Below are 18369 nucleotides of genomic sequence, written 5' to 3'. Positions count from 1 at the left end.
CGCCGGGCGCCGTCGGGCTCGCCTGTCACGACGCGGTCACGACGCGGTCAGGATCAGCTTCCCGACGACCCCACCGGCCTCCAGCGCTGCGTGCGCCTGCGCCGCCTCGGGCAACGGGAACGTACCCGCCACGACGGGGTGCACGCGCCCGCTCTCGACCAGCGGCCAGGTCAGCTCCCGCACCCCGGCCACGACGCGGGCCTTGCCGTGCGGACCGTCGACCGGACGCCCGCGCAGCCCGAGCGAGGTGACGCTGCCGCGCTTGGCCATCAGCGCGGCGAGGTTGATCTCGGCCTTCGTCCCGCCCTGGAAACCGATGATCATCAGCCGGCCGTCCATCGCCAGCGCCTTGATGTTGTTGGCCAGGGCCTTCGCGCCCATGTTGTCGAGGATGACGTCGGCCCCGTGCCCGTCGGTGGCCTTCAACAGCTCGGCGGCGACGTCGTCGTGGTAGTCGATGGCGATGTCGGCGCCCAGCTCGCGGCAGCGCTCGAGCCGCTCCGGAGCGCCCGCGGTCGCCGCCACCCGCGCCCCGTACGCCTTGGCCAGCTGGATCGCGTGCGTGCCGATGCCGCTGGTGCCGCCCTGCACGAGGAACGTCTCGCCGGGCTGCAGCCGGCCTTCGTCGATCACGTTGGACCACACGGTGCACGCGACCTCGGGCAGACCCGCGGCCGTCACCAGGTCGATCCCGGCCGGCACGGGCAGCAGCTGCGCCGCCGGCACCGCGACCTTCTCCGCGTAGCCGCCGCCGGCGAGCAGCGCGCACACCTCGTCGCCGACCTGCCAGTCCTCGACCCCGTCGCCGACCTCGACGATCCGGCCGGAGCACTCCAGCCCGATGATCTCCGAGGCCCCGGGCGGGGGCGGGTAGTGGCCCTGCCGCTGCAGGATGTCGGCGCGGTTGACGCCGGCCGCCACCACCTCCACGACGACCTCGCCGGGCTTCGCGCCCGGGTCCGGGACCTCGGTCCACTGCAGTGCCTCCGGCCCACCGGGCTCCGTCACCGTGATCGCACGCATGCCCCGACGCTAATCGGTGGAGCCGCCGCGGCGCGCTCCGGCACCCTTCCGGCATGACCGATCCGTGGCCGCTGCGCGGGCTGGTGCTGCGCACCCCGCGGCTGGAGCTGCGGCCGGCCACCGACCCGGACCTGTACGCGCTGGTCGGCGTGGCGGAGCGGGGCATCCACCCACCGGAGGAGATGCCGTTCGGCGAGGAGTGGACCGACGCCGATCCCCGCTACCTGGGCCGGGGCATCCTCCAGTACCACTGGCGGCTGCGCGCCGAGCTCTCGCCGCAGCGCTGGACATTGCCGTTCGCGGTGCGCACCGGCGGTCGGGTGATCGGACTGCAGTACCTGTCCGCGCGCGAGTTCCCCGTGCTCCGCGAGGTGTGCACCGGCTCCTGGCTGGGCATGGCCGACCAGGGCAAGGGCTACGGCGCCGAGATGCGCGCCGCCGTGCTGACGTTCGCGTTCGACCACCTCGGCGCCCGCACCGCCCGGTCGAGCGCCCGAGCGGAGAACACGGCGTCGCTGGCGATCTCCCGCAAGCTCGGCTACCGGCCCGACGGGACCGAGGCCGTGGTGCGCCGCGGCGAGCCCACGACCGACGTGCGGATGCTGCTCGACCGCGCGTCGTTCGTCCGGCCCGCCTGGGCGACGGCGGTCGAGGGCGCCGAGCCGTGCTTTCCGCTGCTCGGCGCCTGGTGAGCCGTCAGCCCAGGTCCACGCCGCGCGCGAACGTGTCGCAGCGCGCCGGGTTGCCGCTGTCGAAGCCGGTGCGGAACCACTTCTCCCGCTGCGCCGAGGTGCCGTGGGTGAACTGGCTCTGGTCGACCCGGCGGCCGGCGAGCTGGCTCTGGATGAAGTCGTCGCCGATCCGCGCTGCCGTGTCGAGCGCGGCGGTCAAGTCCTCCTGCGTGACGTCGACGATCAGCGGGCGGCCGCTGGCCGTCGGCACGGTCGTGGCGTGGTGGCCCCACGCACCTGCGTAGCAGTCGGCCTGCAGCTCCAGGCGCACCGACGACGACGTGGGGCCGGAGTCGCCCGCCCGCACCCGATCGGTGGTGCCGAGCAGTGCCTGGATGTGGTGGCCGTACTCGTGGGCGAGCACGTAGGCGCGGGCGAACGGGCCGCCCTGAGCGCCGAACCGCTGCTCCAGCTCCTGGTAGAAGCTCAGGTCGATGTAGATGTAGTTGTCGGCCGGGCAGTAGAACGGGCCGGTGTCGGAGGTGGCGCCGCCGCACCCGGTGCTGACGGCGCCGTTGAAGAACCGCGTCCGGGCCGGCTGGAACTGCAGGTTCGAGCGGGCGAACACGTCGGTCCAGAACCCGTCGAGCGAGTTCAGCACGCCGACCGCCTCACAGGCGATGTCGCGGTTGGCGTCGGCGCCGGTCCGGCAGGCCTGCGCCACCTCGCTGGTGTCGGAGATCGAGTTGGCCGCGCCGAAGGGGCTCGACTCGGGCAGTGCGAAGTTGCCGCCCCCGAACTGGGAGAGCAGGAAGTAGATGATCAGGCCGACGATGCTGATCCCGCCGCCGCCGATCGCGACGCGGCCACCCATCCCGCCGCCCCTGCCGCGCAGGTCCTCGACGCGGGACGTGTCCAGATCCGCGCTCTCGTCGAACCGCATCACTGCCTCCCGTCTCGGTGCACGCCTCGTGCCGCGCGCCCGGGGAGATCCCATCACGTCAGGGCGGGCGCCGGTATGTCCGGGTACGGCGAGTTGCGCGTTTCGCCCTGGCGAGTCGCGCGTTCGGTCGCGCGAGTCCGGCGTTCGCTCGCGCGAGCCCGGTTCGGCACACCGGCCGGACACCGGGAGCGGGGGCCGCTCGCGTGGGTAGGCTTTCGGGCGGAAGCGTGGCAGAGCGGCCGAATGCACTCGCCTTGAAAGCGAGCAGTGGGAAACCACTCGGGGGTTCGAATCCCTCCGCTTCCGCAGCTCCGGACGGCGGCGCCGGAGAACGCTCGTCCGGCGCCGCCGTCGCGGCCGTCGGCCCGTCGCGGGAGTCCGGAACCGCAGGCGCAGAGCTGATCGAGGACATGCCGACCCGCCAGGGGCCGATCGCGCTGATCATGGCCGGGCCGAGCAGCTCGTCGACACGACGCTGCCTGGCACACTGCCTGCCACAGCCCGCTACACGTCGGTGCACCGAGCCGGAGCGACGCGGCGGGCGCCGTGGTAGTGGCGGGGATCGTCGCGCTCGCTCTCGGGCGGGAGGTTCCGGTCCGGCGTGTGCACGAGCGGGGCGTCGGGCGGCTCCTCGCCCCGCGCGCGGCGCCATCCGGCCCGGGCCCGCGGGTGGTAGCGCAGCGGCCACGGCACCAGGTGCCAGACCAGGTTCAGCGCCCGGCCGAACCGGCGCAGCCGCCGCTCGTCGCGCTCGTTCCACGTGAAACCCAGCCGCTCGCGGACCGCCGGCGGGTAGAGGCCGACGGTGATCCACAGCAGCGCACGGGAGATCGGGCGGCGCACCAGCCGCCAGACGGCGTCGGGCAGCCACGGCACGGCGGGGGGCTTGGCGAGGTCGGACAGGTCGAGCACGTCCCGGGTGGCCTTGTTGTCCTCCAGCACCTCGGTGCACATGCGGTCCCAGTACACCAGGAAGTCGGCGTAGGTCGGCGGGACCGGCCGCATCGTCATACCGTACTGGCGGTAGAGCTCGACGTACTCGTCGTACATGCGGGCCCGGTCGGCCTCGTCGAGCCCGCCCATGAACACGTCGGCGGCCAGGACCGCAGCCATGTAGAAGGTCGAGTGGGCCCAGAAGAAGGTGTCCGGGTCCAGGGCGTGGTAGCGGTTGCCGTGCCGGTCGTACCCGCTGATGCCCGCGTGGTAGCCGCGCACCTCCCGCGCGGTGGCGACGGCGCGGTCGCCGTCGTAGACCATGCCGTCGATGGGGTAGAGCGACCGGTTGAGCCGCTGCCAGCGCTCGGTGAAGAACCGCGAGTGCTGCTCGACCGCCGCACCCAGCCACGGGTGCATGTTCTGCATGGACCCGGCCCACAGCGCCATCAGGTACGTGCGGTGGTCACCCGAGTAGCGCCAGGTGAGGGAATCCGGTCCCAGCGGCATGCCCGACTCCGATCCGAGCAGGTCAGTCCGGGTCGGTGAGGAACGCGGCCGCCGCCGCGCGCATCAGGCCCAGGTCCTCGACACCGCACAGCTCGCGGGCCGAGTGCATCGACAGCACCGGGATGCCGACGTCGACGGTGCGGATGCCCAGCCGCGTCGACAGCAGCGGCCCGACGGTCGACCCGCACGGCACGGTGTTGCGCGAGACGAACACCTGCGTGGGCACATCGACCTTCCGGCACGCCCGCCGCCAGGCCGCGGCACCCGGGGCGTCGGTCGCGTAGCGCTGGATCGCGTTGACCTTGAGCGCAGGTCCCTGGTTGGGCAGCGCGCGGTGATCGGGATCGTGCCGTTCCAGGTAGTTCGGGTGCGCGGCGTGGGTGACGTCGACGGAGAGGCAACGGGAGACCGCGAACACGCGGGAGCGGGCGTCGAACCCGCCGGCCAGCGCGGTCAGCACGTTCTCCAGCAGCGGGCCCTGCGCGCCGGTGGCCGACGCGCTGCCGACCTCCTCGTGGTCGAACCCGACGAAGACCGGCACGGTGTCGCCCGCGGCCGAAGCGTCGAGCAGTGCGCCGATGCCCGCGTGCACCGACGCGAGGTTGTCCAGGCGGGGCGCGGCGAGCAGCTCCTCGTCCTCGCCCAACCGGGCCGGGGGCGTGACGTCGTGGACGACGAGGTCGTGCGCGGCGACGTCGGCGGGATCGACGCCGGCCTCGCCGGCCAGGAACTCCAGCAGATCGCCCTCGGCCGGGGTGCCCAGCCCCCACACGGGCAGCAGGTGGTGCTGCGGGTCGAGGGTGAGGCCCTGGTTCACCTGGCGGTCGAGGTGGATCGCCAGCTGCGGCACGCGCAGCAGCGGCCGGTGCACGTCGACCAGGACGGACGTTCCGTCGTAGCGGACCAGTCGCCCGGCCACCCCGAGGTCGCGGTCCAACCACGAGTTCCACAGCGCGCCGCCGTAGACCTCGACCGCGACCTGCCGCCAGCCCGCCGCACCGGTGTCCGGCTTCGGCTTGATCTTCAGGGTGGGGGAGTCGGTGTGCGCGGCGTAGACCCGCAGCGGTCGTCCCGCGGCCCCGCCCTCGGGGACGTACCAGGCCAGGAGCGTGCCGTCGCGGACGAGGTAGCGCCCACCGGGCCCGTCCGGCCACGGATCGGTCTCGACGTGCTCGGTGAAGCCCGCGGCGGTGAGCAGGCGCACACCCTCGGCCACCGCGTGGTACGGCGACGGCGACGCGGACACGAACGCGGCGAGGGCAGCAGCGGGATCGGCTGGCTCGGTCATCTACGTCATGGTCCCCCTGCGGGGTGATCCGCCGGAGCTCGGGTCCTCGACCGGTGCGCTCCGGTCGCCGACCGGCGCGGTGATCGCATCCGGAAGCGTCCGCCCGGGTGCCCCGTGGAGGAGGGGCACCCGGTGCACGGAAGCGGGCCGCCCGGATGCGATCACCCCCTCCACCTTGGGAGAGGTCGGCCGAGCTCGCGAACGCTGTACCACGATCAGGTGGCGACCGGAGCCGTCCGGGCCGACGTAGGTTCGGGTCGTGGCGGAGATCGTCGTGGTGGGTGCCGGCGCGGCGGGCTCCGCGCTGGCCGGTCGGCTCGTCGAGCGCGGGGCCGACGTGCTGCTGCTGGAGGCCGGGACCGCGGAGCGTCCGCCGGAGGTGCGCGACGTCGGCTCGCTGGCCGCCACGCTGCCGGACCACCCGTGGAACTGGGCGTACCCGGTGCTGCTGCGCCGCGGCACCCCCGCGGTCGTCCCGCGCGGGCGGGGGCTCGGCGGCTCCACGGCGATCAACGGGGCGGTGTGGACCCGGGCGGTGCCCGCCGACGCCGACGGCTGGGGAGTGCCCGGCTGGACGTACGAGGAGCTGCTGCCGTACTTCGTGCGGGCCGAGCGAGACCTCGACGAGCAGGGGCCGCGGCACGGCGCGGACGGGCCGGTCCCGGTCCGGCGGCCGGCGGGACAGCTGCGGCACGCGACCGTGGACCGGTTCCTCGCCGCCGCCGAGAGGCTCGGCTACCCCGCCGAGCCGGACAAGAACGCCGGCGGCCCGCCCGGCGCCGGGCCGGTGCCGAGCAACAGCCTCGACGGGGTGCGCGTCGACGCGGCGACCGCCTACCTGGGCCCGCGGGTGCGGGTGCGCACCGGCGCCGTCGTCACCCGGGTGCGGCTGCAGGGGAGCCGGGCGACCGGGGTGGAGCTGGCCGGCGGGGAGATCGTCGAGGCCGGCCAGGTGGTGCTCGCCGCGGGTGCCGTCGCCACCCCGCAGATCCTGCTGCGCTCGGGCATCGGTCCGGCCGGGCCGCACGAGCTGCCCGTCGGGCAGGGCTTCTCCGACCACCCGGCCGTCTACCTGCCGATGCGCACCGACGATCCGCCCGCGCACCCGCACGCCCCGATCGCGCAGGCGGCGCTGCACCTGGACACCGGAGCGGACCCGGCGGGCGACGTGTGGGTGCTGCAGTTCGTGCGCCCCTTCGCGGCGGGCGGCGACCTGCACCTCATGTGCGCGCTCGGCCTCCCGCACGGCCGGGGCGAGCTCACCCTCCACCCGGCGGATCCGGCCGGCCCGCCCCGCATCGAGTACCGCTACCTGCAGGAGGAGAGCGATCGCCGCCGCATGCGGCACGCCGTGCGCACCGCCGCCGAGCTGCTGCGCGCCGGCCTCGGCACCCGCACGGCCCCCGACGGCGACGTGCTCGGCGTCGACCACAGGCTCGACGGCTGGATCGCCGCCCACCTCACCACGGCCGTCCACATGTGCGGCACGGCCGCGATCGGCCGGGTCGTGGACGCCGAGCTGCGGGTGTACGGCATCGAGGGGCTGCGGGTGGCCGACACGTCGGTGCTGCCGACGGTGCCGCGGCGGGGCACGGCCGCCACTGCCGTGGCGATCGGGGAGAAGGCCGCGGACCTCGTCGCGGGCGCCTGAGCCGCGGGGCCGGGATCCGAGCCCGCCAGTTGCGGTTTCCGCGACGGCGAGTCGGAGTTCTCGCGACGGCGAGTTGCCCCGAAGGGCCCGGTGAGTTGCCCCGAACGGCCCGGCGAGTCGCCCCGAACGGCCCGGCGAGTCGCCCCGAACGGCCCGGCGAGTCGCCCCGAACGGGAGGGTGAGTCGGCCGAAGTATGAAGGGTGGTCGCGCGTCCGGGCGGGTGAGTCGTGCGGCCCGTGCGGCGAGTTGCGGTTCTCCAGACGCCGGCCTTCCTGCCACTCTCTGTCGTGTGCTGACCCCGTCGCAGGTCGACGCCTACCTCGCCCGCATCGGATCGCACCGCGGCGCTTCGCTCGCCGAGCTGCACGCCGCGCACACCCGCACCATCCCGTTCGAGGACTACGACATCCACCTCGGCATCCCCATCTCCTTCGACGTCGGCGAACTGCACGACAAGATCGTCGGTCGGCGCCGGGGCGGGTTCTGCTACGAGCTCAACGGCCTGTTCGCTGCGCTGCTGCGGGCGCTGGGCCACGACGTGACGATGTTGTCGGCGTTCAGCGCCGACGAGCCGGCTGAGTTCGACCACATGCGGTTGCTCGTCGCGACCGCCGACGGGCCGGTACTCGCCGACGTCGGCCAGGGCGGACGGTGGGAGCTCCCGCTGCCGCTCGTGGCCGGCGAACACGGCCCCCGCATGGTCGGCCGCGAGGGCGACCGCTGGTTCACCGCCACCCGGACCGCCGACGGTTGGCAGCGCGACTGGACCTTCACGCTCACCCCGCGCGCGTTCACCGACTTCGCGCCGCGCTGCCGGTTCCAGGAGCACGATCCCGCGTCGCACTTCCGGGCCCACCGGGTGGCGGTGCTGGTCGTCGACGGTGGGCGGATCGCGCTGGACAACGGGGTCTTCACGCAGACCGGGCGGCCGGAGCGCGTCCTGTCACCGGGCGAAGAGCTGGCCGTGCTGGGGGAGCGGTTCGGCATCACCCTGCCGCGGCCCTGGTACTGAGGCCGAGTACCGGGCCGAGCAGGACCGGACGCTCACCCTCCTGCTACGGCCGACTCACCCTGCTGCGCAGGGCGACTCGCCGGGCCCTTCGGGGGAACTCGCCGAGCTCGTCGGGGGAACTCGCCGAGCCCTGCGGGGCGGTTCGCGGCCCGAGCTCCCGACTCGGTGCACGCGAACGCGCAACTCGCCCGGCCACACGCGCGATCCGCCGGGCCGTATGCGTGATTCGTCGGGCCGTACGCTCGACTCGCGACCGTGAGTTGACCGTCCTGCAACCCTCGCCTCCCGGACCCCGACCGCTTGGCCGCCTACATTGGGCAAGGTGACCAACCCGTTCCTCGCGCCCAGCCCGCTCCCGTTCGGCTACCCCGACTTCGGGGCCATCCGCGAGGAGCACTACCTGCCCGCCTTCACCGCCGGCATGGCTGAGCAGCGCGCCGAGGTCGCCGCGATCGCGGACAACCCGGAGCCGCCCACGTTCGAGAACACGATCGTGGCGATGGAGCGGTCGGGGGAGACGCTGCGGCGGGTCTCGGCGGTGTTCTTCGCGCTCGTCGCCTCCACCAGCACCCCGAAGCTGCGGGAGATCGAGGCGGAGGTCGCGCCGCAGCTGGCCGCGCACAACGACGCGATCCGGCTGGACCCGAAGCTGTTCGCCCGCATCGACGACCTCTTCCAGCGCCGCGACGAGCTCGGCCTCGACGAGGAGGAGCTGCGGCTGCTCGAGCGCTACCACCGCGACGGGGTGCGGGCCGGTGCCCGGCTGGCCCCCGAGCAGCAGGAGCGGCTGCGCGAGCTGAACGCCGAGATCTCGAAGCTCACCACGGAGTTCAACAGCAGGCTGCTCGCCGAGGCGAACGACTCCGCGGTCCACGTCACCGACGCCGCCCAGCTCGACGGGCTGTCCGCCGACGCGATCGCCGCGGCGGAGAAGGCCGCCGCCGACCGCGGGCTGGACGGCTACCTGATCACCCTGGTCCTGCCCACCGAGCAGCCCGTACTGGCCTCGCTCACCGACCGCGAGCTGCGGGCGCGGGTGCACCAGGCGGCGCTCTCCCGCGGCCTGCGCGGCAACGAGCACGACACCCGCGAGATCGTCCGGCGGCTGGCCGCACTGCGGGCCGAGCGTGCGGCGCTGCTCGGCTACCCGCACCACGCGGCGTGGGTGGCGGAGCCGTTCACGGCGGAGTCGGTGGAGAACATCGACGCGATGCTGGGCAAGCTCGCCCCCGTCGCGGCGGCGAACGCCCGCGCCGAGGCGGAGGAGCTGTCCGCGGCGGCCGGCCACCCGATCACCGCGGCCGACCGCGCCTTCCACGCCGAGCAGGTGCGCCGCGAGCGCTTCGCCGTCGACACCGACGCCCTGCGCCCGTACTTCGAGCTGGAGCGGGTGCTGCACGAGGGCGTGTTCCGCGCCGCCGGGTTGCTCTACGGGGTCACCTTCGCCGAGCGCGACGACCTGCCGCGCTACCACCCCGACCAGCGCATCTTCGACGTCGCTGACGAGGACGGCCCGCTCGGGCTCTACGTCCTCGATCCGTACGCGCGTGCGTCGAAGCGCGGCGGCGCCTGGATGAACTCGTTCGTCACGCAGTCGCACCTGCGCGGAACCCGGCCGGTCGTGCTCAACACGCTCAACATCCCGAAGCCGCCGGACGGCGAACCGACCCTGCTCACGCTGGACAACGTGCGGACGCTGTTCCACGAGTTCGGCCACGCCCTGCACGGGCTGTTCTCCGATGTGCGGTTCCCGACGTTCGCCGGTACTGCGGTCCCGCGGGACTTCGTCGAGTTCCCGTCGCAGGTCAACGAGATGTGGCTGGACCACCCGGCCGTGCTCCCGCACTACGCGGTGCACCACGAGACCGGGGAGCCGCTGCCGGCGGAGATCGTCGAGAAGCTGGCGGCGGCGCGCCGGTTCGGCGAGGGTTTCGCGACCACCGAGTACCTGGCCGCCGCCCTGCTCGACCAGGCGTGGCACCGGCTGGGCCCGGACGAGGTGGTCGAGGACGTGGAGCGGTTCGAGGAAGCCGCGATCGCCGCGGCCGGGCTGGCCGTGCCGACCGCGCCTCCGCGCTACCGCAGCACCTACTTCCAGCACGTCTTCGGCGGCGGCTACAGCGCCGCGTACTACTCGTACATCTGGAGCGAGGTGCTCGACGCCGACACAGTGGAGTGGTTCGGCGAGCGCGCCGGCGATCTGCGTGCGGCCGGGGAGGAGTTCCGCCGGAAGCTGCTCGCCCGCGGCGGGGCGGTGGACCCGATGGCGGCCTACCGCGCCTTCCGCGGCCGGGATCCGCAGATCGAGCCGCTGCTGGTGCGCCGGGGCCTGCTGGCCTGACGAGGTCCGCCGGAAAGCTGACGAACGGCACTCTCGTAAGCAGCACTCACGGAAGTGCCGTTCGTCGAGTTTCCGGGCGGGCAAACTCGGCGGCGCGCTACTCGGCGTGCGACTACCGTCGGCGGGTCCCACCGCACCCCGGAGGTCCCGATGAACACACCCGACGTCCCCGCGGCCTCCGGCGAGCCGGATCCCGCCGACGCCGCGCCCGAGGAGAGCGAGGGCCGACCGCTCAACCGGGCCGCCCGGCGGGCGCGGGCCGCGCAGGCGCCGCCGTCGCACGTCGGCCCGCAGACGGGGCTACCGGGTGCTCGGCCCACCCGGTCGCGCCGCCGGAAGCGCTAGCGAATCCCGAGGTGATGGCCGTCCCGCCCGGTGGGGAGCGCCGGGCGGGACGGGCGGGAGCTTCGCGGAAAGCTCCGGTTCCTCACCGCGCTTTCGTGAACCACATCTTGCCGGGAGGGGTCCCGCCACCTCGATGAGGGGCGGCCACCCGGTCGGACGCACGCTGACCACGTCGCCGCAGCAGAGCGCATCCGTCGCACGGCCGCAGACCCTAGAAGGGGTGTCCCCGGGGCGGAACTCGATCTGAGAGGCGTGTCGCAGATGCGCGCCGATCGGTCGGCCTCGAGCGCCGGGCTGCACGGGATGCGCGGTGAAACCTGGTCCGTTCCTCCGTTCAGCCCATGCGATCTTCGACGGTCCGTAGCCGTCGTCACCCTCCTGGGCGAGATCGCTCCGTTAGCCGATTGTTATCAGACATCGGCTTCGGGGACAATGGTCGCGATGCTCCCCGCTGCTCCCCACGGTGGTGCACTCGCGTCCACGTCGGTTCTCCCTGCCGGCTCCCGGTCGTCCGTGCTCCGCCACGACTCGCCCAACGACCGCGTCCTGCTCGCCCTGCCGAGCACCGCGGCGTCCGCCTCTGTCGTGCGCAGCCTGCGGGCCGAGGGGGTCAACATCAGTCCCGTCGGTGACGGGATCGCCGCCCTCGACGCGCTCCGCCACAGCGATCCGGCGCTGCTCGTCCTCGACGCCGAGCTGCCTGGCCCTGATCCCGTCGGCATGCTCGCCACCGTCCACATGGAGGCGCCGGACGTCCCGGTCGTCGTGGTGACGCCCCGGGAGCGCCGGGCCGCCGTGCTCGCGCAGCTGCGCGGCGATCGTGACGACTACGTGGTGCGTCCCTTCGCGGTCGACGAGCTGGCCGCCCGCATCCGCTTCCGGCTGCGCCTGGGCCCCCACGTCGACTCCACGGTGCTGCGCCGCGGCGAGCTGACCGTCGACACCGAGTTCGGCGAGGTCGCGGTCGATGGGCGCCCCGTGTCGCTGTCGCCCACCGAGTACGCCCTGCTCATGGCCCTGATGGCGACTCCGGGCGAGGTGGTGCCGCCGTCGCGGATCGCCCGCGAGGTGTGGTCGGAGCCTGCGTCGCCGAACCTCGTCCAGGTCTACATCTCCTACCTGCGCCGCAAGATCGGTCCCGAGCGGATCCGCACCGTCCGCGGCGAGGGGTACGTGCTCGAGGCCTGACGGGTTCTCCGGATCACATTAGGCTGAACGGGTGACGACGGCTCGATAACGCTTCGGCGACCTGGGCCCGCTGCAGCGTGCGGGAGGTCACGTGCGGTGGTACGCAGTTCCCAGCGGGTCGCGACGGAAGGCGGCCCGGAACAGTCGGGAGCACGCACATGATCGGAAGCATCATCGGGGCGATCGTCATCGGTCTGATCCTGGGCGTCCTGGCCCGGATCATCCTCCCGGGCAAGCAGAACATCCCGGTCTGGCTGACGATCGTCGTGGGTATCGTCGCTGCCTTCATCGGGACGTTCATCGCTCGCCTGCTCGGCGTGGAGGACACCGCAGGTATCGACTGGATCGAGCACATCATCCAGCTGATCCTGGCGATCATCGGGATCGGCATCGTCGCCGGTGTCTACAACAAGGGCGGCGTGCGCAGCTGACCGAAGCCTCCGGGCGGCCCGGTCCGATCACGCATCGGACCGGGCCGTTCCGCGTCCGGGTCGGAACCTCGCAGGTCAGGAGACCAGCCGCACCGTGAGCGGGTAGCGGAACTCCCCGCCCTGCGACGCCCGCACGCTCGCGATGATCACGCAGACGAGCCAGAAGACCCCGTAGAAGGCGATCAGCACGAAGCCGATCAGCACGAACATCAGCACGTAGCAGCTCACCGTCCAGACCAGCGCGTTGATCTGGAAGTTCAGCGACTCCACCGCGTGCCGGCGATGTAGGGCGAGTCCTTGCCCTTCACCAGCAGGACGATGAGGGGCGCGACCAGCCCGAGCGCGAACCACGCCGTGACGATGCTGCCGAGGTGGGCGGCGAGCGCCCAGTTTCGTTCCTCCGGGGTCGTGGCCGCGTAGGGGACCCCGGGCTGCGGATACGTCATCGGCACATTCAACCGCAGGTCAGGCCTGGAAGGAGGTCGCCGCGGCCAGGAATGCGTCGTTCTCCTCCTGGCCGGTGACGGTGACCCGCACGCCGTCGCCGGGGAACGGGCGCACCACGACCTTCTGGTCCATGCAGTGCTGAGCGAACGGCACCGCCGCGTCCCCCAGCGGGAGCCACACGAAGTTGGCCTGGGTGACCGGCACGGTGTAGCCGGCGGCGAGCAGCGCCTCCCGGACCCGCGTGCGCTCCTCGATGATCGGCGGCAGGGCTGCGAGCAGCTCGGCCGAGTGCTCGATCGCGGCGATCGCCGCGGCCTGGGCCGGGATGCTCACGCTGAACGGCGAGCACACCTTGCGCAGCGCGGTGATGACCGGCGGGGCGCCGAGCGCGTAGCCCACGCGGAACCCGGCCAGCCGGTAGGCCTTGGAGAACGTGCGAAGCACGACGAGGTTCGGGTGCTCGTCGAGCAGGGTCCGTCCGTTCACCGCCGCCGGGTCGGTGACGAACTCGAAGTACGCCTCGTCCAGCGCCACCACCACGTCGGGGCCCACCGCGGCGAGGAACCGCCGCATCTCGGCGTCGGTCACCGCGGGCCCGGTCGGGTTGTTCGGGCTGCACACGAACACCAGCCGGGTGTTCGGGCCGACCGCGGCCGCCATCGCGTCGAGATCGTGACGGAACTCGGCGTCGAGCGGCACCGTGCGCGCCACCGCCCCGCCGATCTGGGTGACGATCGGGTACGCCTCGAAGGATCGCCACGCGAACACGACCTCATCGGTGGTCTCCCGGCAGGTGGCGCTCACCAGCTGCTGGCACAGGCTCACCGAGCCGCAGCCGACCGCGACCTGCTCGGGGGCGACGTCGCAGAACTGCGCGAGCTTCTCCGTCAGCGCCACCACCGCCAGGTCGGGGTAGCGGTTGCCGCCCGCCGCGGCCTCGGCGATCGCGTCCAGCACCGCGGGCAGCGGAGGCAGCGCGACCTCGTTGCTGGCCAGCTTGATCGACCCGGGTACCGACTTGCCGGGGACGTAGGCGGGCAGCGTGTCGAGGTCGGGACGGATGAGCGTCATGGAGCCACGATAGAAGGGCGGTCCATCTCACACGCCGGCCCGACCGGTGCGGTTGCGCCGAGCGTGACACCCTGGGGCAATGAGCGACATCCGCACCGAGACGGTGCCGCTGGTGGACGGCAGCAGCCTGCGCCTCACCGTCGGGGAACCGGAGGGTGCGGTCCGTGGGGGCATCGTCGTGCTCCACGAGGCTCGCGGGGTCACCGACGCCGTCCGTGACCTCGTCAACGGCCTCGCGGACGACGGCTGGCTCGCCGTGGCTCCGCACCTCTACCACCGCGACGGCGCCGACGAGCTCGACGGCGACGAGGCCGCCGTGCGCGAGCAGCTCGAGCGCCTCGACAGCGACCAGGTGCTCGCCGACACCGACACCGCGTTCGGCTGGCTCGGCGACCACGACATCGACGCCGACCGCATGGGCGTGATCGGGTTCGACCTCGGCGGCTCGGTCGCGCTGGTCGTGGCGGCCAAGCGCACGCTCGGAGCGGCGGTCTCCGTCGGCGACATGAGCGGGCCGGGGGCGCCGTCCGAGCGGATCACCGCGCTGGTGGCCGCCGCGCAGGGGCTGACCTGCCCGTGGCTGGGCATCTACGGCGACGCCGGCGACGCCGACGCGGACGCGGCGATCGGCAGGCTGCAGGAGGCCGCCGCGAAGTCGGAGATGGTCACCGACGTCGTCGTCTACCCGCAGAGCGGGCACCGCTTCGACGTCGACTCCGACGCGGCCGCCGACGCCTGGGAGCGCACCCTGAACTGGTTCGACTCCCATCTGAGGTAACGGCGGTCACTCTGGTGTCCGGGCGGCAGTGATTGCATGCTGTGGCCCATGGCATCCGACGGCACCGCTGCTCCCGAGATCCTCTGGACGCCGGATCCGGACCACCGCGGCCCGCTGGCCGAGTTCACCGAGTGGGTGGCCGCTCATCGCGGGATCCGCGCGGAGGACTACAAGCAGCTGCACGAGTGGTCGATCGCGGACCTCGACGGCTTCTGGTCGGCGGTCGCCGAGTTCTGCGGCGCGAAGTTCCGCTCGCCCTACCGCGCTGTGCTCGCCGACGACCGGATGCCGGGGGCGCAGTGGTTCCCCGGTGCCACCCTCAACTACGCCGAGCACGTCCTCACCGACGGCCCCGGCCGCGCCCCCGAGGACGTCGCGGTCGAGTTCGAGCGCGAGGACGGGCTCTCCCGCACCGTCACCCACGCCGAGCTGCGCGATCTCGTCGCCCGCGCCCGCGCCGGCCTGATCGCCCAGGGTGTCAAGCGCGGTGATCGCGTGGTGGCGCTGGCCCCGAACAGCGTCGAGACGCTGGTCGCGTTCCTGGCCGCCGCGAGCCTCGGTGCGATCTGGTCGTCCTGCTCGCCGGACTTCGGGCCGCGCGCCGTGCACGACCGGTTCGCCCAGATCGAGCCGACCGTGCTGATCGCCGTCGACGGTTACCTCTACGGCGGCAAGCGCTACGACATCCGGCCGCGCATCGAGGAGCTGCGCGCCCAGCTGCCCACCTTGCGCGCCACCGTGCTGGTGCCGTACCTGGACCCGGACGCCACCCTCGACGGCACGGTGAGCTGGGCGGCCTTCACCGCGCAGACCGGGCCGCTGGAGTTCGACCCGGTGCCGTTCGAGCACCCGCTGTGGGTGCTCTACTCCTCCGGCACCACCGGACTGCCGAAGGGCATCGTGCACAGCCAGGGCGGCATCGTGCTCGAGCACCTCAAGCAGCTGCGGTTGATGTTGGAGCTGGGCCCGGGCGACCGGTTCTTCTGGTTCACCACCACCGGCTGGATGATGTGGAACTTCCTCGTCGGCGGCCTGCTGGTGGGCTCCACGATCGTGCTGTTCGACGGCAACCCCGGCCATCCGGACATGGGCGCGCTGTGGCGGCTGGCCGAGAAGCACAAGATCAGTGTCTTCGGCGTCTCGGCCCCGTACATCCAGGCCAACCTCAAGGCCGGCCTGCGCCCGCGCGACGAGTACGACCTGTCGTGGCTGCGCACGATCGGCTCGACCGGGGCGCCGCTGTCGGTGGAGGGCTTCCGCTGGGTCGCCGACGCCGTCGGCTCGCACATCCAGATCTGCTCCACCTCCGGTGGCACCGACGTGTGCACCGCGTTCGTCGGCACCGCCCCGAACGTGCCGGTGTGGCTCGGCGAGATCTCCTGCGCCTCGCTGGGTGCCGCGGTCACCGCGTTCGACGAGCAGGGCCGGGAGCTCGTCGACGAGGTCGGCGAGCTGGTGGTCACCCGGCCGATGCCGTCGATGCCGGTGTCGTTCTGGAACGACGACGACGGCTCGCGCCTGCGCGATGCGTACTTCGCCGACTACGAGGGCGTGTGGCGGCACGGCGACTGGGTGCGGGTCACCCCGCGCGGTTCGTACGTGATCTACGGCCGCAGCGACTCCACGCTCAACCGCGGCGGCGTGCGCATGGGCACCGCCGACTTCTACGCCGTCGTCGAGGGCTTCGACGAGGTCGCCGACTCGCTCGTGATCGACACCACGGAGCTGGGGGCGAAGGACGAGGGCGAGCTGCTCTGCTTCGTCGTGCTGGCGCCGGGCGCCCGGCTGGAGGACGTCGAGCCGAAGCTGCGCACGGCGCTGCGCAGCGAGCTCTCGCCGCGCCACGTGCCCGACCGCTTCCTGGTGATCGACAAGGTGCCGCGCACGCTGAACGGCAAGAAGTGCGAGGTCCCGGTCAAGAAGATCCTGGCGGGCGTGGACCCCGAGAAGGCGGTCAGCCGGGGTGCCCTGGCCGATCCGGACGCCCTCGCGCCCTTCCTCGCACTCGCCGGCAGGGGGTAGGTGACACGGCCGCGGAGACCCTAGGTTATGCTGGTCTCCGCTGGCGGCCGTGAGGCCCCGGGGAGGCTTCGCCTAGTCTGGTCTATGGCGCCGCACTGCTAATGCGGTTTGGGGTAACACCCCATCCCGGGTTCAAATCCCGGAGCCTCCGCGCAGGGCGTCGCGGTACGATGGCGACGCCCAGCACGACAACTGAATGACAACTGAACACAAGCGCCCGTAGCTCAACGGATAGAGCATCTGACTACGGATCAGAAGGTTAGGGGTTCGAATCCCTTCGGGCGCGCCCTCAGCATCCCGGCCCTGACCAGCACCATCGGTCGGGGCTGAGGTCTTCAGCGGACTTCTTCGAGCCTCTTCGGACTAGTTCGTTCTGTCCCCGGCCGCCAGCTTTCGCCCGGGTTCCCACGCCCTGGACGCAACGAACGGCACTTTCGTCCACTCGGCGTGGACGAAAGTGCCGTTCGTCACCCCGCTCGGTGGCGGGGACGGCACCCTTCGGGTTGGGGGGGCGAATCCGAGAGGTGGCCGGCCCCGCCGGCTCGTGACCCCTAGCCTGCGACCTGTGTGGCGCAGCGCGCCTCGAGCCAGTCGATCCACGCGTCGACGCCCTGGCCGGTCCGCGCGCTCAGCTCGACGACGGCGACGTCGGGGTTGACGTCGCGCAGGTTGCGGTAGAAGGCGGCGAGATCGAAGTCCAGGTGCGGCAGCAGGTCGATCTTGTTGACCAGCACCACGTCGACCGACCGGAACATCACCGGGTACTTCAGCGGCTTCTCCTCGCCCTCGGTGATCGCGTAGACCATCGCGCGGGCGTGCTCGCCGACGTGGAACTCGGCCGGGCAGACCAGGTTGCCGACGTTCTCGACGATCAGCAGGTCGATCGCGGCGAGGTCCAGCCGCGACAGCGCGCTGCGGACCATCGGCGCGTCGAGGTGGCACTCGCCCCCGAAGCCGTTGGCGGTGTTGAGCAGCGAGATCTGCGCGCCGAACCCGGCGAGCCGGTCGGCGTCGAGCCCGGTCTCGATGTCGCCCTCGACGATCCCCACCCGGATCCGCCGGTGCAGCCGCTCCAGCGCCGCCCGCAGCAGGGTGGTCTTCCCGGCACCGGGCGAGCTCATCAGGTTGACCGTGAACACGCCGTGGGTGTCGAAGTCGGCCCGGTTGGCCGCGGCGGTGCGGTCGTTCTCGTCGAAGATGCGTTCGAGCACCTCGATCCGCTCGCCGCCGGTGGCGTACCCGGAGTGATCGCCCACTCCGTGGTCGTGATCGTGGTCGTGATCGTGGTCATGGCCGTGCCCGTGACCGTGACCGGTGGCGTCGTCGTGCCGGTGGAAGCGACCCATCGTCGGTCACACCTCCGCGAGTTCGAGGGACGTGATGAGGAACTCCTCGCCGGACACGATCGTCACGTCGCGGCCCCCGCACTGCGGGCAGACGAGGATGGGTGCGGTCAAGGTGTGCGTTTCGTCGCACGAGGCGCAGCGGATCGCCCCGGGGACCCGTTCGATGTCGAGCTCGGCCGACGCCAGCTCGGAGCCGTCCGTCACCAGCTCCCAGCAGTAGGCGAGTGTGTCCGGGACGATCTGGCGCAGCTCGCCCACCTTCAGGTGGACGGTCTTCACCGGCTTGCCCGCCGCGTGCTTGGTGACGATGGCGGTGATGGAGCGGCAGATCGACAGCTCGTGCACCAGGTCCTCTTCTCGTGGCGGGG

The 18369-nt window shown here is 72.6% G+C and carries 18 protein-coding genes and 3 tRNA genes; 12 read left to right on the top strand and 9 right to left on the bottom strand.

Going from position 1 to position 18369, the window contains the following annotated elements; all coding sequences use genetic code 11:
• Positions 1–36: 36 nt before the first annotated feature.
• Positions 37–1023, bottom strand: coding sequence for an NAD(P)H-quinone oxidoreductase (locus BUE41_RS10485; RefSeq protein WP_073456823.1), 987 nt, complete (start codon positions 1021–1023; stop codon positions 37–39).
• 53 nt (positions 1024–1076) lie between these two features.
• On the opposite strand from BUE41_RS10485, the gene BUE41_RS10480 reads away from it, so the two are divergent.
• Positions 1077–1715, top strand: coding sequence for a GNAT family N-acetyltransferase (locus tag BUE41_RS10480; protein ID WP_073456822.1), 639 nt, complete (start codon positions 1077–1079; stop codon positions 1713–1715).
• A gap of 4 nt (positions 1716–1719) precedes the next feature.
• Here BUE41_RS10480 and ypfJ read toward each other — a convergent pair whose 3' ends face one another.
• Positions 1720–2637, bottom strand: coding sequence for a KPN_02809 family neutral zinc metallopeptidase (ypfJ, locus tag BUE41_RS10475; RefSeq protein WP_073456876.1), 918 nt, complete (start codon positions 2635–2637; stop codon positions 1720–1722).
• Positions 2638–2858: 221 nt separating this feature from the next.
• Between ypfJ and BUE41_RS10470 the strand changes: the two genes are divergently transcribed.
• A tRNA-Ser gene (locus tag BUE41_RS10470) sits at positions 2859–2943 on the top strand.
• 198 nt (positions 2944–3141) lie between these two features.
• Here BUE41_RS10470 and BUE41_RS10465 read toward each other — a convergent pair.
• The gene (locus tag BUE41_RS10465) at positions 3142–4080 is read right to left on the bottom strand and encodes an oxygenase MpaB family protein (RefSeq protein ID WP_073456821.1); all 939 of its coding nucleotides are present in this window, start codon (positions 4078–4080) and stop codon (positions 3142–3144) included.
• Between the two features lie 22 nt (positions 4081–4102).
• On the bottom strand, positions 4103–5368 hold the full coding sequence (locus BUE41_RS10460) for a M18 family aminopeptidase (RefSeq protein WP_073456820.1): 1266 nt from the start codon (positions 5366–5368) through the stop codon (positions 4103–4105).
• A 259-nt stretch (positions 5369–5627) separates the two neighbouring features.
• Here BUE41_RS10460 and BUE41_RS10455 point away from each other — a divergent pair, with 259 nt between their 5' ends.
• The 6 genes from BUE41_RS10455 to BUE41_RS10430 all read left to right on the top strand — a co-directional run bounded on the left by BUE41_RS10455 (position 5628) and on the right by BUE41_RS10430 (position 12337).
• Complete coding sequence (locus BUE41_RS10455; RefSeq protein ID WP_073456819.1) at positions 5628–7019, top strand: GMC family oxidoreductase; 1392 nt, start codon at positions 5628–5630, stop codon at positions 7017–7019.
• A gap of 290 nt (positions 7020–7309) precedes the next feature.
• Complete coding sequence (locus BUE41_RS10450) at positions 7310–8032, top strand: arylamine N-acetyltransferase family protein (RefSeq protein ID WP_159444888.1); 723 nt, start codon at positions 7310–7312, stop codon at positions 8030–8032.
• Positions 8033–8345: 313 nt separating this feature from the next.
• A complete protein-coding gene (locus BUE41_RS10445) occupies positions 8346–10373 on the top strand; it encodes a M3 family metallopeptidase (RefSeq protein ID WP_073456818.1) in 2028 nt (675 codons plus the stop codon).
• Positions 10374–10523: 150 nt separating this feature from the next.
• A complete protein-coding gene (locus BUE41_RS10440; protein ID WP_073456817.1) occupies positions 10524–10718 on the top strand; it encodes a hypothetical protein in 195 nt (64 codons plus the stop codon).
• Between the two features lie 513 nt (positions 10719–11231).
• Positions 11232–11906, top strand: coding sequence for a response regulator transcription factor (locus BUE41_RS10435; RefSeq protein WP_234997143.1), 675 nt, complete (start codon positions 11232–11234; stop codon positions 11904–11906).
• Positions 11907–12064: 158 nt separating this feature from the next.
• The gene (locus tag BUE41_RS10430; RefSeq protein ID WP_073456816.1) at positions 12065–12337 is read left to right on the top strand and encodes a GlsB/YeaQ/YmgE family stress response membrane protein; all 273 of its coding nucleotides are present in this window, start codon (positions 12065–12067) and stop codon (positions 12335–12337) included.
• A gap of 75 nt (positions 12338–12412) precedes the next feature.
• Here BUE41_RS10430 and BUE41_RS31240 read toward each other — a convergent pair whose 3' ends face one another.
• The 3 genes from BUE41_RS31240 to hisC are packed head-to-tail and all read right to left on the bottom strand — an operon-like array spanning position 12413 to position 13855.
• Positions 12413–12607, bottom strand: coding sequence for a DUF4870 domain-containing protein (locus BUE41_RS31240; protein ID WP_200803845.1), 195 nt, complete (start codon positions 12605–12607; stop codon positions 12413–12415).
• Entirely contained in the window at positions 12595–12783 is a 189-nt protein-coding gene (locus tag BUE41_RS31235) for a magnetosome magnetite crystal formation protein family (RefSeq protein WP_200803844.1), read from the bottom strand. The genes BUE41_RS31240 and BUE41_RS31235 overlap by 13 nt, the downstream gene beginning before the upstream one ends.
• Positions 12784–12802: 19 nt before the next feature.
• Entirely contained in the window at positions 12803–13855 is a 1053-nt protein-coding gene (gene hisC / locus BUE41_RS10420; protein ID WP_073456815.1) for a histidinol-phosphate transaminase, read from the bottom strand.
• Between the two features lie 79 nt (positions 13856–13934).
• On the opposite strand from hisC, the gene BUE41_RS10415 reads away from it, so the two are divergent.
• The 4 genes from BUE41_RS10415 (at position 13935) to BUE41_RS10400 (ending at position 16941) form a co-directional block, all read left to right on the top strand.
• Complete coding sequence (locus BUE41_RS10415) at positions 13935–14633, top strand: dienelactone hydrolase family protein (protein WP_073456814.1); 699 nt, start codon at positions 13935–13937, stop codon at positions 14631–14633.
• 48 nt (positions 14634–14681) lie between these two features.
• Entirely contained in the window at positions 14682–16655 is a 1974-nt protein-coding gene (locus BUE41_RS10410; RefSeq protein WP_073456873.1) for an acetoacetate--CoA ligase, read from the top strand.
• Positions 16656–16716: 61 nt separating this feature from the next.
• A tRNA-Ser gene (locus BUE41_RS10405) sits at positions 16717–16806 on the top strand.
• Between the two features lie 62 nt (positions 16807–16868).
• A tRNA-Arg gene (locus tag BUE41_RS10400) sits at positions 16869–16941 on the top strand.
• A gap of 265 nt (positions 16942–17206) precedes the next feature.
• Here BUE41_RS10400 and hypB read toward each other — a convergent pair.
• Together hypB and BUE41_RS10390 are read right to left on the bottom strand one after the other, a co-directional pair.
• Entirely contained in the window at positions 17207–18001 is a 795-nt protein-coding gene (hypB, locus tag BUE41_RS10395; protein ID WP_073456813.1) for a hydrogenase nickel incorporation protein HypB, read from the bottom strand.
• Positions 18002–18007: 6 nt separating this feature from the next.
• Positions 18008–18346 carry a hydrogenase maturation nickel metallochaperone HypA gene (locus tag BUE41_RS10390; RefSeq protein WP_073456812.1) on the bottom strand — a complete coding sequence of 113 codons (339 nt, stop codon included), beginning with the start codon at positions 18344–18346 and terminating at the stop codon, positions 18008–18010.
• Positions 18347–18369: the final 23 nt, after the last annotated feature.

It is taken from the genome of Pseudonocardia thermophila, from assembly GCF_900142365.1.
Lineage (GTDB): Bacteria > Actinomycetota > Actinomycetes > Mycobacteriales > Pseudonocardiaceae > Pseudonocardia > Pseudonocardia thermophila.
The sequence above is the reverse complement of the archived record's forward strand: the minus strand, read 5'-3'. Positions and strand labels throughout refer to the sequence as shown.

Bases quoted from the DNA above. Each gene is read 5' to 3' on its own strand.
- BUE41_RS10485 (WP_073456823.1), bottom strand. From the start codon at position 1,023: ATGCGTGCGATCACGGTGACGGAGCCCGGTGGGCCGGAGGCACTGCAG.
- BUE41_RS10480 (WP_073456822.1), top strand. From the start codon at position 1,077: ATGACCGATCCGTGGCCGCTGCGCGGGCTGGTGCTGCGCACCCCGCGG.
- ypfJ (WP_073456876.1), bottom strand. From the start codon at position 2,637: ATGCGGTTCGACGAGAGCGCGGATCTGGACACGTCCCGCGTCGAGGAC.
- BUE41_RS10465 (WP_073456821.1), bottom strand. From the start codon at position 4,080: ATGCCGCTGGGACCGGATTCCCTCACCTGGCGCTACTCGGGTGACCAC.
- BUE41_RS10460 (WP_073456820.1), bottom strand. From the start codon at position 5,368: ATGACCGAGCCAGCCGATCCCGCTGCTGCCCTCGCCGCGTTCGTGTCC.
- BUE41_RS10440 (WP_073456817.1), top strand. From the start codon at position 10,524: ATGAACACACCCGACGTCCCCGCGGCCTCCGGCGAGCCGGATCCCGCC.
- BUE41_RS10430 (WP_073456816.1), top strand. From the start codon at position 12,065: ATGATCGGAAGCATCATCGGGGCGATCGTCATCGGTCTGATCCTGGGC.
- BUE41_RS31235 (WP_200803844.1), bottom strand. From the start codon at position 12,783: ATGACGTATCCGCAGCCCGGGGTCCCCTACGCGGCCACGACCCCGGAG.
- hisC (WP_073456815.1), bottom strand. From the start codon at position 13,855: ATGACGCTCATCCGTCCCGACCTCGACACGCTGCCCGCCTACGTCCCC.
- BUE41_RS10415 (WP_073456814.1), top strand. From the start codon at position 13,935: ATGAGCGACATCCGCACCGAGACGGTGCCGCTGGTGGACGGCAGCAGC.
- BUE41_RS10410 (WP_073456873.1), top strand. From the start codon at position 14,682: ATGGCATCCGACGGCACCGCTGCTCCCGAGATCCTCTGGACGCCGGAT.
- hypB (WP_073456813.1), bottom strand. From the start codon at position 18,001: ATGGGTCGCTTCCACCGGCACGACGACGCCACCGGTCACGGTCACGGG.